Source organism: Myxococcus sp. CA033, assembly GCF_013336625.1.
GTDB lineage: Bacteria > Myxococcota > Myxococcia > Myxococcales > Myxococcaceae > Myxococcus > Myxococcus llanfairpwllgwyngyllgogerychwyrndrobwllllantysiliogogogochensis.
The window spans coordinates 428,190-442,868 of record NZ_JABUMU010000002.1 but is presented as its reverse complement, the minus strand read 5'-3'; the positions used below and the strand labels follow the sequence as shown (position 1 = coordinate 442,868).

The 14,679-nt window shown below is 68.4% G+C and carries 9 protein-coding genes; 3 read left to right on the top strand and 6 right to left on the bottom strand.

Going from position 1 to position 14,679, the window contains the following annotated elements:
* Positions 1-36 precede the first annotated feature (36 nt).
* Genes HUA78_RS07775 through HUA78_RS07765 form a run of 3 tightly spaced genes read right to left on the bottom strand, consistent with a single transcriptional unit; the run spans position 37 to position 4,049 of the window.
* On the bottom strand, positions 37-2,139 hold the full coding sequence (locus HUA78_RS07775; RefSeq protein WP_174454209.1) for a BatA domain-containing protein: 2,103 nt from the start codon (positions 2,137-2,139) through the stop codon (positions 37-39).
* A complete protein-coding gene (locus HUA78_RS07770; protein ID WP_174475987.1) occupies positions 2,136-3,014 on the bottom strand; it encodes a DUF58 domain-containing protein in 879 nt (292 codons plus the stop codon). Before HUA78_RS07770 ends, HUA78_RS07775 begins: the two co-directional genes overlap by 4 nt.
* A 6-nt stretch (positions 3,015-3,020) precedes the next feature.
* Entirely contained in the window at positions 3,021-4,049 is a 1,029-nt protein-coding gene (locus HUA78_RS07765; RefSeq protein ID WP_141641671.1) for a MoxR family ATPase, read from the bottom strand.
* Positions 4,050-4,328: 279 nt separating this feature from the next.
* Between HUA78_RS07765 and HUA78_RS47215 the strand changes: the two genes are divergently transcribed.
* The 3 genes from HUA78_RS47215 to HUA78_RS07750 all read left to right on the top strand — a co-directional run bounded on the left by HUA78_RS47215 (position 4,329) and on the right by HUA78_RS07750 (position 8,123).
* Entirely contained in the window at positions 4,329-5,702 is a 1,374-nt protein-coding gene (locus HUA78_RS47215; protein ID WP_174475986.1) for a hypothetical protein, read from the top strand.
* 288 nt (positions 5,703-5,990) lie between these two features.
* Complete coding sequence (locus HUA78_RS07755) at positions 5,991-7,445, top strand: metallophosphoesterase (RefSeq protein WP_174454211.1); 1,455 nt, start codon at positions 5,991-5,993, stop codon at positions 7,443-7,445.
* Between the two features lie 123 nt (positions 7,446-7,568).
* Positions 7,569-8,123 (top strand): hypothetical protein, encoded by a 555-nt coding sequence (locus HUA78_RS07750; protein WP_174454212.1) that lies wholly within the window; start codon positions 7,569-7,571, stop codon positions 8,121-8,123.
* 93 nt (positions 8,124-8,216) lie between these two features.
* On the opposite strand, the gene HUA78_RS07745 is transcribed toward HUA78_RS07750, so the two are convergent.
* The 3 genes from HUA78_RS07745 to HUA78_RS07735 form a co-directional block, all read right to left on the bottom strand.
* A complete protein-coding gene (locus tag HUA78_RS07745) occupies positions 8,217-9,632 on the bottom strand; it encodes a fibro-slime domain-containing protein (protein WP_174454213.1) in 1,416 nt (471 codons plus the stop codon).
* Between the two features lie 165 nt (positions 9,633-9,797).
* Positions 9,798-10,151 carry a hypothetical protein gene (locus HUA78_RS07740; RefSeq protein WP_174468117.1) on the bottom strand — a complete coding sequence of 118 codons (354 nt, stop codon included), beginning with the start codon at positions 10,149-10,151 and terminating at the stop codon, positions 9,798-9,800.
* Positions 10,152-10,420: 269 nt separating this feature from the next.
* Positions 10,421-14,590 (bottom strand): MopE-related protein, encoded by a 4,170-nt coding sequence (locus HUA78_RS07735; protein WP_174475985.1) that lies wholly within the window; start codon positions 14,588-14,590, stop codon positions 10,421-10,423.
* Positions 14,591-14,679 lie beyond the last annotated feature (89 nt).

Genomic DNA, 14,679 nt, shown 5'->3' with positions numbered 1-14,679 from the left:
CCACGCGACAGTCCGCGTGGGGCCTGCGGGTCGGAGCTACTTGCGCAGCAGCGTCCCCTCGAAGAAGAACGCGACGCACGCAGCCAGGATGAGCCAGGTCCACAGCGGCACGGTGGGCCTGTCCTCGTCGCCGCTGGACGCCTTCACCGTCTCCTCACCGAAGTACGCGGTGAGCGTGTCCTGCGGAACGCGCGTCAGGTCACTCTCCGCCGGGTCGAGCATCGCCGCGAAGGACAGCGCCGGCTGCATCTTCCCGTCCGCGCCCAGCACCGAGTACGCCCCCGGCTCCAGCACCGGCCCCGCCACCACCGAGCCATCCGGCTGCTCCTTCACCGGCAACTCGCTCCCATCCGGCGCCTTCACGGCCGTCACCTTCTGCGAGCCCTCCGGCCGCAGCGTCACCTGCTCACCCACGCGCACGCGCACCTCCTCGCGCTCCTCCAGTGAGCCGGTGAGGTACGCCGCGAAGCGCTGCATCAGCGGCAGGAAGCTGGTGCGGATGGCGAAGTCACTCCAGTCACGGTCCACCGTGCTGGTGAACATGGCCACGCGGCCCTTGCCCTTGCGCATCACCGCCACCGCGGGCGCCCCGTCCTCGTACGTGGCCAGCACCTGGCTCGCGCCGGGCGACGCCGGATTGTCCGCCTCCAGCAACACGTACCGGTAGAAGCGCGCGCCGATGAGCCCCTCCTCCGCCCGCCCCGTGAAGGGCGAGAAGAGCACGTGCTCCTGCTTCACCTGCGCCAGCCGCGCCGCCTTCGTCTCCGCTTCCGGGTCCGTCTCGCGCTCCGCGCTGGTGCGCACCACGCGCAGCGGCCTGGGCAACACCGCCCCCAACCGCTGGTTGTAGTCCTCCGTGTTCACCCGGTCGCCCATGCTCAGGAACAGCCCGCCGCCGTTCTCCACGAAGGCCGCCAGCCGCGCCGCCTCCTCTGGAGTGGGCGCCGGCACGTTCAACAGCAGCACCAGGTCGTACGCGGCGAAGTCCTCGCGCAACCCCACCTCCGAGTCACGCACCGCGACTTCCACCGGAGAGCCCGGCGCCGTCAGCGCCGCGTCCACGAAGAACGCCTCGTCGCGGTAGCGCGTCGCATGGGGCGCGCCATTCACCACCAGCGCCTTGAGCGCCTTGGGCACCGGCAACACGAACGCCCGTCGGTCATCCTCCGCCAGCGAGTCCGACGCCAGCGTCACCTGACCCACCACCGTGCCGCCCTGCGGGAAGCGCACCGTCAGCGCCTTCTGCGTGGTGCCACCCGCGGGCACGTCGACGAAGCCCTTGGCCAGCGTCGTCTCACCCGTGCGCACCGCGGCCTCCAAATCCTTGGCCGCCTCCGTCCCGAAGTTGCGCACCGTGAAGGTGAACTGGAACGAGCGCGGCCCCGCCTGGAGCGCGGGCTCCACCTTCAGGTCCACAATCGCGTGGTTGTTGAGCGCCTCGCGGCCCTCGGCCACGTCGCGCAGCACGACTTCGGGCTTCACCGGCGCCCCGGTGGGGCCCTTCACCGTGGGCGGCGGCGCCTCCAGCCGGAACGCCGAGGCCGCCATGTCGGAGACCACCACCAGCCGCTTGGCGGCCATGGGGTTCTCCTCCAGCGAGCGCGACGCCATCTCCATGCACCGCGACAGGTCCGCCGCCCCGTAGGTCGGCTTTGCTTCATCCACGAGTCCGCGCAGCCGCGCCCGGTCGAACCCCGGAGGCGGAGGCGCGGCGGGGGAGCTGGTGCACACCAGCACCGTGGCGGGCTCTTCGGGCAGCAGGTCCTTGAGCGCGTCGCGCGCCTCGTCCCGTCCTCGCTCGAAGAGCGACGTCCCGTCCGTCCAACGCATGGACAGCGACGCGTCCAGGATGATGGCCGTGGCGGCCGGGCCCTTCACCACCTGCGCGGCGTGCGCGTCACGGCTCAGCTCCGGCCGGGCGAGGGCGATGGGAATCGCCAGCAGGATGAGCGTGCGCAGCGCGTACAACAGCAGGCGCTTGAGCTTGAGCCGGCTGGCGGTGCGCTTCTGGCTGCGCAGCACGAAGGCCAGCGGGCCGAACGGATGGGGCCTCGGCCGACGTCGGTCGAACAGGTGGACCAGCAGGGGGATGAGGGCACCCAGCGCGCCCAGCAGCATCCACGGATTGCCAAACGTCACCCGCGCCTCCCGCGTCGCCCCAGGTAGCGCAGCAGCACGTCGTCCAGCTTCTCGTCGGTGCGCACCAGCTCGTAGTCCACGTCCGCCTCCGCGCACGAGGCCTTCACGCTGGTCAGGAAGGCGTGGAACTCCTCCAGGTAGCTCTCCTTGATTTCGCGCGGATTCACCTCGATGCGGCCCTCACCCTCCATGTCCAGGAAGAGCGTGGGGTCATCGAAGGGGAACGTCAGTTCCGCCGGGTCCACGACATGGAACAGCGACACGTCGTTCTTGCGCTGCCGCAGCGCGAGCACCCGCTTGAGCGCGTCCTGCTTCTCGTCGAGCAGGTCCGACAGGACGATGACGGTGGAGCGCCGGGGCAGCACCTCCGCCAGGTGGTCCGCCGCGCTGCCCAGGTCCGTGCCTCCGCCCGGCGTCGTGGCGTCCAGTGTCTCCAGCAGCACGTTGAGGTGGCCCGCGGACGCGCGCGGCGGCACGTCCTTCCACTTGCCGCCGGTGAGCAGCGCGAGCCCCGCCGCGTCCTGCTGACGCACCAGCAGGTAGCACAGCGCTCCCGCCAGCGTGGTGGCGACCTCCAGCTTGTTCAGCGCGCCGCTGCCGTAGCCCATGGAGGCGGACGCATCCACCACCATGACCGAGCGCAGGTTCGTCTCGTGCTCGAAGCGCTTGACGTAGTACTTGTCGAACTTGCCGTAGGCCTTCCAGTCCAGGTGGCGCAGCTCGTCGCCGGGGGCGTATTCCTTGTGCTCGGCGAACTCCACGCTCTGCCCCTGGTGGGGGCTCTTGTGGAGGCCGGACAGCACCCCCTCCATCACCGCGCGGGCACGCAGCTTCACGCCCTTGAGGCGGGCCAGCGTCTGGGCATCGAGCAGCACGCGGCGCTAGCCCTTCACCACCGTGAGGAGCTGGTCGATGAGCTTCACGGAGGTGATGCCCTCGCTCTCCGCGGTGAAGTTGGGCAGCACGCGGTGACGCAGCACCGGCCGCGACAGCGCCCGCACGTCCTCCACCGTGGCCACGAAGCGGCCGTGGAGAATCGCGCGCGCCTTCGCCGCGAGCACCAGATACTGGCTCGCGCGAGGCCCCGCGCCCCAGGACACGTTCTTCGCCACGAAGTCCGGCACGCCGGGCTCCTTGGGGCGGGTGTTGCGCACCAGCTCCACCGCGAAGCGCACCACGTGGTCCGGCACCGGCACGCGCCGCACCAGCTCCTGAAGCGCGAGGATGCGCTCGGGCGACAGAATCTTCTCCAGCTTCGGCTGCTCGCCGCCCGTGGTGCTCTTGACGATCTGCACCTCTTCCTCGGCCGTGGGGTAGCCCACGTCGACGAGGAACATGAAGCGGTCCAACTGCGCTTCCGGAAGCGGGTACGTGCCTTCCTGCTCAATCGGGTTCTGGGTGGCGAAGACGAGGAAGGGCAAATCCAACGGATACGTCCGGCCGCCCGCGGTGATGCGGTACTCCTGCATGGCCTGGAGCAGCGCGGCCTGCGTCTTGGGCGGCGTGCGGTTCACCTCATCCGCGAGGATGATGTTGGCGAACAGCGGCCCCTGCACGAAGCGGAAGTTGCGCCGGCCGGTGGTGCGGTCCTCCTCCAGGATGTCCGTGCCGGTGATGTCCGACGGCATCAGGTCCGGAGTGAACTGGATGCGGTTGAAGGAGAGGTTGAGGACGTCCGCCAAGGTGGAGATGAGCAGCGTCTTGGCGAGGCCGGGCACGCCGACGAAGAGGCAGTGGCCCCGGCTGAAGAGCGAGATGAGCAGGTGCTCGACGACTTCCCGCTGGCCGACGACGCGCTTCTCAATCTGGCCGACGATGGCGTTTCGAGCCTCGGCGAGCTCCTCGACTGCGCGGAGGTCGTCGCTCGAGGGGTCGGGCACGGGACGTGGGGCGGGGGCGGCGCTTTCCATGGAAGGAGTCTCTTAATTCGCGGGCGGCGCCCGGACCAACGGTTTCCTCCTTCCGAGCAGCCGAGTCGTGAGGTGGCAACCGTTGGAGCGGGGGGCTATTCCGCTGCCATACACTCTGGAACAGGCCCGTAAGGGGCCTGGGCCCCCTCCGTGCCTGCACGCCCCCCGAGCAGGGCCAGCCCCCCGAGGGGCAGGGGGAATGCCGCCTCGCGGACACGCTGCTTACCGTCTCCGGAGAACCGGCCTCCGACGGACGGCGGCCGTCTCCGGGGTGCGCGCATGCGGTTTGAGCGAGCGGGACGTTGGTTCCACGGCTGGCGGGTGATGGGGCCCGTGGCCCTCCTCTGGGGGGCCGGGCTGGCGTGTGGCTCCCAGCAGGACGCTCCCGAGCCCCCCGGGGAGACCGCCGCGCCCGGAGCCGACGGGGTGGCGCCGTCCGGGCCGGAAACGCCGCCCTCGGAGTCCACTTCGCCGCCCTCGGGCGCGCTGCCGGAGGGCACCCTCTGGGAGACCCGCGTGGGTGGGCCGCAGGACGACACGCCGTCCGGCCTCGCCGTGGGACGCGGCGGCGACGTGGTGATGGTGGTGTCGCAGACACCCCGGCAGGACGCCGACCGCGAGCCGGTGGAGGGGGAGCTGCTGGCCGTGGAGCTGGCGCGGTATTCGCCGGAGGGGACGTCGCACTGGGTGCAGGACTTTCCCCGGGAGCGGCTCTCGGAGCTGAGGGTGGCGGCCTCGCCGGGCACGGACGGCGCGGTGTTCCTCACCGGCAATGCGTTCCTGTACCCGGCGAACTTCGGGCTGGGAGCGGCGCAGGACGGCTTCGTGGTGCGCTTCAACGCGGAGGGGCGCGCGACGTGGCAGCAGCGCGTGGGGCAGAAGGCGCGGGCGGTGGCGGCGGACCTGGCCGGGGGCGTGGTGGTGGCGGGCGAGGAGTGGGAAGGCGAGGTGCAGGACCCGGTGCTGACGCACTACGCGGAGGACGGCTCGGTGCGCTGGACGCGGCGGCTCACCGGGACGGGCGAGGGCACGGCGCTGCACGCGGTGGCGCTGGCGCCGTCGGGGCAGACGGTGCTCGCGGGGCAGCTCTCCGACACGCTGGAGGTGGATGGCGAGTCATTCGGCGCCAAGGGCCGGCGCGGCTTCGTGGTGCTCGCGTTCGACGAGGCGGGGAAGTTGGTGTGGGGACGGGAGCTGCCGGGCGCGAAGGGGCGGGTGACGTCGGTGGCGGTGGGGCCGGAGGGCGCGGTGACGGTGGCGGGGGACTTCACGGGCCTGCTCGTGTGGGGCGGCACGTCGCTGGGGACTCAAGGCCCGTTCGTGCTCGGCGTGGGCGCGGAGGGCGAGGTGCGCTGGCTGAAGCAGCCGGAGTGCGGCGACCAGGCGTCGGAGGGTGTCGCGGCGGCGGTGGATGGCGCGGGCGCGGTGATGGTGGCGTGCGGTGACGTGCTCACGCGCTACGCGGCGGATGGGACGCAGCAGGGCGAGCGGAAGCTCCCGGTGGAAGGCTGCGCGAGCGGCGAGTGCTCGCTCGCGGTGACGGGGCTCGCGATGGTGCCCGGGCGCGGACTGGCCGTCGCGGGCTGGCAGCGTGATGGCGGCGGGGACGGGTGGAACCAGGACGCGTTCCTGCGGGTGGTGACGCCGGAGTGAGTGGGCCCGGACGTTCGCCCGCGAGCGTCCCTCCACGTCTCCGCATCAATCTGAAGCGGACCTCAGGTGCCATGCGCACGCTCGGGGTTGCTCGGATGTTTGTGTAAAATTCGAGAGACATTGCTCACTGCTCCGTCGTGACGGTGTTGTGTGTTGCTCGCAGTCGGACACATGGAGTTCCTGGGATGGAACTCAAGTGATAGCCAGGGCCGGAATTCGGTACTTCGCGGTAAAAGCAGAAGTGAAGCCGACGAGCCCTGTTTTCATCCCATCCTGGAAAGAGACACCATGAGTCCCTTGAGAGTCGTTGCATCCCTGTCGCTGTGGGGCGTGCTGTCAGCCTGTGGCGGCGGCACGTCACCCGACGAGGTATCCGAGACCGCTTCCAGCAAGGCCGCGCTGGACTGCGCCGCCATGAGCGCGCCGGTGTATCACCGCATCCGGGCGAGCAACGGCGACAGCCTCTACACGCTCAACGCGAACGAGGCGGCCAGCGCCGCGACGAACTACGGCTACACCGATGACCGGGGCGTGGCCTTCCGCGCCGCCGCCGTCGCGGGCCCGGGCCTGTCCACGGTGTATCGGTTGTACAGCCCGAGCCGGAACGAGCACTTCTGGACCATCGACGCGGCGGAGAAGCAGCAGCTCGCGACGCAGGGCGGGTTCACCACGGACGAGGGGACGGGCTTCTTCGCGTCGACGACGGCGGAGCCGTGCCTGGTCCCTGTCTATCGCTATGCGAACGACACGCTGCGCAAGCACCGCTTCGCGACGACGGCGGCGGAGCGCTCGGCGCTGAGCGCGGCGGGGTGGGTGGACGAGGGCATCAAGTTCCACGCGGCGCCCACGACGGCGCAGCCCGTGGACACGAAGTTCACCCTGGTCATCATCCCGGACACGCAGAACGAGCTCATCTCGCAGTCCACGCTGATTGACCACCGGATGCAGTGGCTGGCGGATAACAAGGACGCGCTCGACATCCGCTTCGTGGGCCACACGGGCGACATGGCGAACTGGGACACGGCGGACCACATCCAGTACGTTCGGGCGAGCAACGCGTTCCAGAAGCTGGATGCCGCGCAGATTCCCTATGCCATCGCCATTGGCAACCATGACACCGCGGCGACGTGCCCCGGTGGCAGCGCGTGCCCTGGCAATGTGAATGCGAACCTCCGCAACACCACCACCTTCAACACGTACTTTCCGACGACGCGGTTCCGCGCGCTGGCGGGCGTGTTCGAGGCGGGCAAGTGCGACAATGCCTATCACACCTTCACGGCGGGCGGGCTGAACTGGCTGGTCATCAACGTGGAACTCTGGGCGCGGACGAATGCGGTCAACTGGGTGAAGAGCGTCGTGGAGCAGCACCCGCGTCACAACGTCATCGTGCTGACGCACTCGCACCAGACGAGTGGGGGCGGCATCGAGCAGGGCAATGGCGGGTATGGAAACAACAGCCCGCAGTACGTGTTCGACACCGCGCTCAAGCCGTACGCCAACGTGCGGTTCATCTTCTCCGGGCACGTGGGCACGGCGGCGTACAGCGAAGTCACCGGCACGCAGGGGAACAAAATCTACCAGATGCTGACCACGTACCATGACGGGTCGTCGAACCCGACGCGGCTCATCGAAATCGACACCGCGGCGAACACGTTCTCCTCGCGGGTGTACCTGCCGTACACCAACGTGGAGAAGCAGGATGGAACGAAGTTCACCATCTCCAACGTGAACTGGGTGCGCTGACGAAGCGAAGGGGCCGGCACGACCGCAGGCCGGCCCCTTCCTCCGACGTGCCCTGTCAGTCCTCCCGGTAGAGGCACACCCAGGGGACAAGACACCGCATCGGTGGCGCCGTAAGCTTCGCTGATGATGCCGAGGCGACACCTGCAGCTGCTCCTCACCCTCGTGCTGCTGGGAGGCCTTCTTGGCTTCTTCGCGCTGTGCGACTCCGTGGATGCGGTGTCGTATCTGCTGTCCTGGAATGCCGTCATCCTCAGTCTGGGATTGGGGCTCGGGGTCTATGGCTCCCGGTCGGCCCCCCGGGGGTTCCGTGTGGGGCTCCTGGTGGCCTTCGTCGGTGGCGTGGTGGGCATCCGCCTCACCGAGTGGAACTCCCGCAAGCCCTTCCTCCGAGACTTCTCCTTGCTTCGGATTGGCATGACGCGCGGTGAGGTCGAAGCCGTGATGGGCCGCTACATCGAGGGAACGGGCTGGCCCGCGAATCCCTACGTGCGGCCAGAAGCGCCTCATGGAATGGGGAGCGAGCACGCGAGAGATGCCAGACGGAGCCCGGGTGGCGCCTTGGAGCTCAAGGACAGCGTGGTCTACCGGCACACCCACCAGGGATGGGGCGACTCTGACTGGGGAATCGTGCGCTTCGAAGCGGGCCGGGTGGCTGAGCTGTCCTTCTCGCCTGACTGAAGCCGCACCGGCGTTCGTGGCGTCGAAGCACCTGCGAGGTGAGCGGGCCCGTCGAGTCGGGTGACACCGGCCCGCTCACGCGATGCTCATGGCTCAGGGCAGTTCGAGCTGGCAGGTGGCGTTGCAGCCGTCGAGGCTCCGGAGGTTGCCGTCATCGCACTGTTCCCCTTCGACGAGGTGAACGATGCCATCGCCGCAGCGAGGACCCCTGACGCAGCCCGGGGCGCACTGGCTGTAGCCACCGTCGTTGATGCCGTCATCACACTGCTCACCGGGGTCCGTGGTGCCGTTGCCGCAGAGGGGCTCCGGGTCGGGCCCGGGCACGCACTGGGTGCGTCGCGAGGGACGGAAGAAGTTGTTGAGCCCCAGCCGATACGAAGACGCCCGGGTGTGGCGCTCGGCCTGGAACACCGCGAGCTGGTAGGTGCCGCCCACGATGAGGCCCAACTGGCTTGCGCGCTGTGACAGGGTGAGGGAGGCGGTTTCGGCCGCGTGGATTCCGCCCAGGTCCACCGCGAGGATGCCGTTGATGAACACCCAGACATCGTCATCGCCACGGAAGGTGAGGACCTCGTCACCCCGGTACTCGAACCAGTAGCGCGTCTCGCTGGTGAAGTTGAAGTTGTGGAGCTGGGCGGGGGAGCTGTTGTCCGCCCGGAGAGGCTCGTGTCCGGAGGCCACCCAGCCCGCTGTGTCCAGGGGGAAGAAGGTCTGGTCGTCGAACAGGTATTGGCCAATGGCCTGCCGGGGGAGGTCCAGGGTGCCAATGACGGTCTGGTTCACGTTGGGCACGTCTCGGAACCACTGGTCGAAGGCCGCCTTGCCGTGGGTGGTGGCGGAGGCCATGGAGGTCTTCGCGTAGACGGGTTTGCCCTGGGCATCCAGGGTGGTGGCCACGATGCCCTTCTCACTGCCGAGGGCGTTCTCGAAGTCGATGTGGCCCCGGGGGAGTGAGCCCGTCGCGAGCAGGTCGTACCCGCGGAAGTCGCGGTAGACGATGGGGAGGGACAGCTGCGCGGGAGGGAGGTCGTCGACGGCCATGCAGACGAAGCCCGGCTCGAACTCGCAGGTCGGCGAGCAACCGTCGTTGGCGAGCGTGTTGCCGTCATCGCACTGCTCGGACCTCAACTGGCCGTCGCCGCACACATTCTCGCAGACTCCGTTGGAGCAGACAGGCTCGCGCGTGCACAGCGGTGTACAGCCATCGCCCAGGTCGTTGTTGCCGTCGTCGCACTCCTCCGAGGGGTGCTTGAGGGCATCACCGCAGACAGCGGGGCCGGCATCGGGTTCGGTCCCTGTTCCGGCATCGACGCCCGCGTCAGTTCCCGCGTCGTCGCCTGGCTCTCCGCAGCCCGGCTCCAGGTCAACAGTGGGGGCTTCCTGCGCGCCCCGCATCCGGTCCGGGGCCGTCTCCGAGTCGTCCTCCCTTCCGCACGCGAACAGTGAGAGGACCAGGGAGGCGAGCAACACGCTCGCGAAGCGCAAGGGAGTACGATGATGGGGTGTCATGGGCAGTGGGTGTCTGGGGTTGGTGAACGGAGTCCACGCGGCTCCGCACGGATGGGCCATCCTGCCCGACGGCCCTGACATGCCCTGTTGCCCGGCTGTTATCTGACTTGCTCAAGAACCTTGATTGTAAATGTAGTTCGATGTGGCTCGTGAGCAGGCGCCGGCCTACTTGTGGACGAGGAGGTAGTTGGCGGTGCCGCTGTGCCAGATGCCGTCCCGGTTGTTCCAGGGGCGCAGCTTGTACCGGGCGACGACCTGCCACGTGTACTGGTTGATCTGCACCACGTAGCACTCAAACTTCAGGAGTGCGTTGTCGCCCTCGGAGCCGGGCTCCTCGAACCCCATGTCCCGAGGGGACACGTGGATGACCCAGTCATTCACCGAGCCGGAGGGGACGGTGATGTAGTTGCCGTCGGAGGCCGTTCCGATGCGCGCGTTCTGCGCGAAGCTCTCGCCCGCATACAGACACGTGAAGACAGAGAGCATGGCCAGGAAGGAGAGGCTGGTGCGTCGCGACATGGAAACTCCGGGGGTGGGCGCGGGCGTACCGAGACCCGCTTGGGCAGCCAAGCTAGGCCTCCGTTGCGAGGATTCAACTGGCCAGCACCCGGGGACGGGGTTTTCGTAAGTCATTGAATGGGCGTGAGTCGTATGCCCGATTCTTGAGAGTCGAGTGGCCAGCTCAGTCCAGAAGGGGCCGGCGAGACAGGCCGGCCCCTTCATTTCATCCGTGCGTCACGGGGCGTTGAGTTGAGCCCGGTTCAGGAAGGTCCCCTGGTGATTGGCTATCAATAGGGGGGGATCTGGGGTGCGCACTCATGCATGTAGGGACACTCCGCGCACCACTGGTCCACGATGCCGCTGCAATCGTTGTCGAGGCCGTCGTAGCAGATGTCCATCGAGCCAGGGAAGACGCCTCCGTTCGAGTCATCGCAGTCAGAGTCAAGGTCGACATAGCCAGAAGGTTGGCCGCAGGCCTGGATGGAGATGTTGTAATTGCCATTGCCGTCTCCATCCGCATCCCGGTACCAGGTCTGGGTGGCAAGCCCCTCATCCACGGCGCTGTCGCAGTCGTTGTCCATGGAGTCACATGTCTCCGTCGCGTTGGGGTGGATGTTGGGGTTGCCGTCGTGGCAGTCCCCGGTTTGAGTGGTGTGGAACTGGATGAGGCAGCCCATCGTGCCCGGATGGCTGGCGGAGCCGTAGCCGTCGTGGTCCGCGTCCGGATAGAGCCTGCGCAGGGCTCCTTCATCCACCTCCCCATTGCAGTTGTTGTCGGCGAAGTCGCAAATCTCCGCGGCTCCGGGATTCCGGCTCGCCGAGGAGTCGCTGCAGTCATCGGCGTTCGCCACATAGCCGCCAGGCTGGGTGCAGGAGGCGGTCGGTAGGGTGGGGTTGCCGTAGCCGTCCGCATCCGCATCCCGATAGAAGGTGAGCAGCACGCCTTCGTCCGCGGAGCCGTTGCAGTTGTTGTCCAAGCCGTCGCAGCTCTCCGTCCTCCCGGGAGAGACATTCGAGCGGGCGTCGTCGCAGTCGGAGCTGTTCGCGACGTAGCCGCCGGGCCGGGCACAGGTGGACGCGGAGAGGCTCGAGGCGCCGTATCCATCGCCATCCGCATCCCGGTACCACGTGGGAATCACGCCTTCATCCGCCTGCCCATTGCAGTTGTTGTCCACGGAGTCGCAGACCTCCGAGGCGCTGGGACGGATGCTCGCGCTGCTGTCGTTGCAGTCGGTGGCATCCGAGACATATCCACCGGGCCGCGAGCAGGCCTGGGTGGGCAGGCCCGCGTTGCCATACCCATCACCGTCGGCGTCACGATAGAAGGTGGATTGCACCCCCTCGTCCGCGGCGCCGTTGCAGTTGTTGTCCACCGAGTCGCAGACCTCCGTGGCGCCGGGACGAATGCTCGCGCTGGCGTCGTTGCAGTCGGTGGCATCCGCGACATAACCACCGGGCCGCGAGCAGGCCTGGGTCGGCAGGCCCGCGTTGCCAGCCCCGTCACCATCGGCGTCACGGTAGAAGGTGGACTGCACGCCCTCGTCGGTGGCGCCGTTGCAGTTGTTGTCCGCACCGTCACAGACCTCCGTGCCCCCGGGGCGGATGCTCGCGCTGGTGTCGTTGCAGTCGCTGGCGTTCGCCGCGTACCCACCGGGCTGGGCGCAAGCGTGTGTCGGCTGGCTTGCGTTGCCGTACCCGTCACCATCCGCGTCCCGGTAGAAAGTCGACGTCACGCCTTCGTCAGTGACGCCGTCGCAGTTGTTGTCCACCGAGTCGCAGACCTCCGAGGCGCCAGGACGGACGCTCGCGCTGGCGTCGTTGCAGTCAGTGGTGTCCGTCACGTATCCAGCGGGCCGCGAGCACGCCTGGGTGGGCAGACCCGCGTTGCCGTGACCGTCACCATCCGCGTCCCGATAGAACGTCGACGTCACCCCTTCATCCGTGGAGCCGTCGCAGTTGTTGTCCACGGCGTCGCACGTCTCCGTCGCACCCGGCCTGATGCTGGCGCTGGTGTCATTGCAGTCACCGGCAATCGACACGTGCCCCGCGGGCTGGTCGCACTTCTGCGAGGTGCTGGAGGCCATGCCGTACCCGTCGCCATCGGCGTCGCGGTACCACGTCTGGGTGGCGAGGCCCTCGTCAGCGGAGCCGTTGCAATTGTTGTCGGCGCCGTCACAGACCTCCGTCGCGCCCGGCTGGATGCTCGCGTTGCCGTCGTTGCAGTCGCTGGCGTTCGACACGTAGCCGGAAGGTCGCGCACAGGCCTGCGTCGACTGCGCCGCGCTGCCGTAACCGTCCCCATCCGCGTCGCGGTACCACGCGCTCATCAGGCCTTCGTCGACCTGGGTGTCGCAGTCGTTGTCCACGCTGTCGCAGACCTCGCTGCCACCGGGCTTGATGGCCGCGTCGCCGTCGTTGCAGTCGACCGCGTTCGACACGTGGCCGGGAGGTTGACGGCAACCCTGGACGGCCTGCCCGACAGCGCCGAAGCCGTCTCCGTCCTGATCGCGATACCACGCCTGCGTGGCCAGCCCTTCGTCCGCCTGTCCATCGCAGTTGTTGTCCACGGCGTCACACACCTCCGTGGCGCCGGGGTGCAGGCTCGGCTGGACATCGTCGCAGTCGCCCGCGTTCGGCGCATGGCCCAGGGGCCGAGCACACGCCTGCGTCGACTGGGACGTCACGCCGTAGTTGTCGCCGTCCTGGTCCCGGTACCACGCCTGGAAGGTGAGCTCCTCGTCCGACTGACCGTCGCAGTCATTGTCCAGGCCATCGCATGTCTCCGACGAGGCGGCCTGCTTCTGCACGCATTCGATGGCACCATGGGAGCAGTGCGTCACGCCGTCACCACAGACGCCCAGGGCGCTCGTGCGACACGCCACCAGGCCGCCAGGGTTCTCCTCGTCCGCCTGTCCGTCACAGTCATTGTCCAGGCTGTCGCACGCCTCCGTGGACGCCGCCTGGTTTTGTGTGCAGACCACGCTTCCTTGCGTGCAGGCCGTGGTGCCCGCCGCGCACACGCCGGGCAGTCCCGTGGCGCAGCCCTCGCCGCCGCTCGGGTTGCCGTCGTCCGCCTGTCCGTCACAGCTGTCATCCACGCCGTTGCACTGCTCCGGTGCGCCCGGATAGGTGGTGGGCATGTAGTCGTCGCAGTCGATCTCCTCGACGAAACCGGGAGACGGTGTGCAGGCGGACTCGAAGAAGAACTCATCTCCGAAGCCATCCATGTCCCCGTCGAAATAGAACGTGTTGGTGAGCAGCGTGGACGTGGGCGTCGTCGTCGGCGTGGTGGACGTGCTGGTGCTGGTGCCGAGCTGTCCATGGATGTTGTTGCCCCAGGCCCACACGGGGCATCCCGGTCTCACCGCCACCACGTGCTGGGCTCCCGCGGAGATGGAGGTGGCGTCAGTGAGCCCTGTCGCGTCCACCGGCGTGGCGCTGTTCACCGTGGTGCCATTGCCGAGCTGGCCCGAGGCGTTGTGGCCCCACACCTTCACGAAGCCGTTGCCCATGATGACGGTGGACGTGTTGTGGCCCGCCGCGATGGCCGTGGCCGCGAACACGTCTCCTACCGGCGAGGGCGACAGTACGGGCGTGGGGGTAGCGCTGCCGGTCCCTGTCTGCCCGAAGGTGTTCTGGCCCCAGGCCCACACATTGCCGAACTGCTCGTCGATGATGAGCGAGTGGCCCGCTCCCGCGGCCATCGCCCTGGCGCGCGGAATTCCCGCCACCCGCGTGGGCGTCAGCACCATCGAGGGCGAGGTGCTTCCGGTGCCCACCTGCCCGGCGCTATTGAAGCCCCAGGCCCAGACCTGCCCGTCCGCGTCCAGTGCGAGGGTGTGATTCAAGCCCGCGGCGATGGCGCGAATGGTCGGCAGTCGCGTCACCTGGAAGGGCGAGGGCACCGATGCGCTCGTGGCCCCCGTGCCCAGCTGTCCCGAGGCGTTCTGTCCCCAGGCCCAGACCTGTCCGTCCAGTGACAGGGCCAGGCAGAAGCTGCCATTGGCCGCGATGGCCTGGATGTTGGACAGCCCGGGCACCTGGGTGGGCACCAACACGAGGCCGCCTGTGTTCCCGAGCCCTGCTTGACCTGAGGCATTCTGGCCCCAGGTCCAGACATGTCCATCCACATCCAGCGCCAGGGAGTGGGCCGTGCCGGCGGCGACGGCCTTGATGGGGGGAAGCCCGTACACCCGGGTGGGCTGCGGCAGGGCCGCGGGGGTGATGCTGCCCGTCCCCACCTGTCCGAACGAGTTCTGTCCCCAGGCCCAGACCTCTCCGTCCTTCTTCAGGAACAGGGAGTGATAGGCGCCTGTCGCCACCATGCGCGGCACTCGCACGGAGGAGAGCCCTTGTCGCTTCGTGGTGAGGCTTGTCTCCTCGGAGACCTTCGGGGCGAGCTCCGGCTCTTCCCCGCAGCTCACGGATGCGACGACGACGAGGACCGCGCACAACACGCGGACTCGTGACGCTTCAGAACATGGACTTTTCAAGGCACGGCTCCTGAGGGCCAACCCAGACCCGGCCTCCCTCGGGTCATGGATGT

Bases quoted from the DNA above. Each gene is read 5' to 3' on its own strand.
- HUA78_RS07765 (WP_141641671.1), bottom strand. From the start codon at position 4,049: ATGGAAAGCGCCGCCCCCGCCCCACGTCCCGTGCCCGACCCCTCGAGC.
- HUA78_RS47215 (WP_174475986.1), top strand. From the start codon at position 4,329: ATGCGGTTTGAGCGAGCGGGACGTTGGTTCCACGGCTGGCGGGTGATG.
- HUA78_RS07755 (WP_174454211.1), top strand. From the start codon at position 5,991: ATGAGTCCCTTGAGAGTCGTTGCATCCCTGTCGCTGTGGGGCGTGCTG.
- HUA78_RS07750 (WP_174454212.1), top strand. From the start codon at position 7,569: ATGATGCCGAGGCGACACCTGCAGCTGCTCCTCACCCTCGTGCTGCTG.
- HUA78_RS07745 (WP_174454213.1), bottom strand. From the start codon at position 9,632: ATGACACCCCATCATCGTACTCCCTTGCGCTTCGCGAGCGTGTTGCTC.
- HUA78_RS07740 (WP_174468117.1), bottom strand. From the start codon at position 10,151: ATGTCGCGACGCACCAGCCTCTCCTTCCTGGCCATGCTCTCTGTCTTC.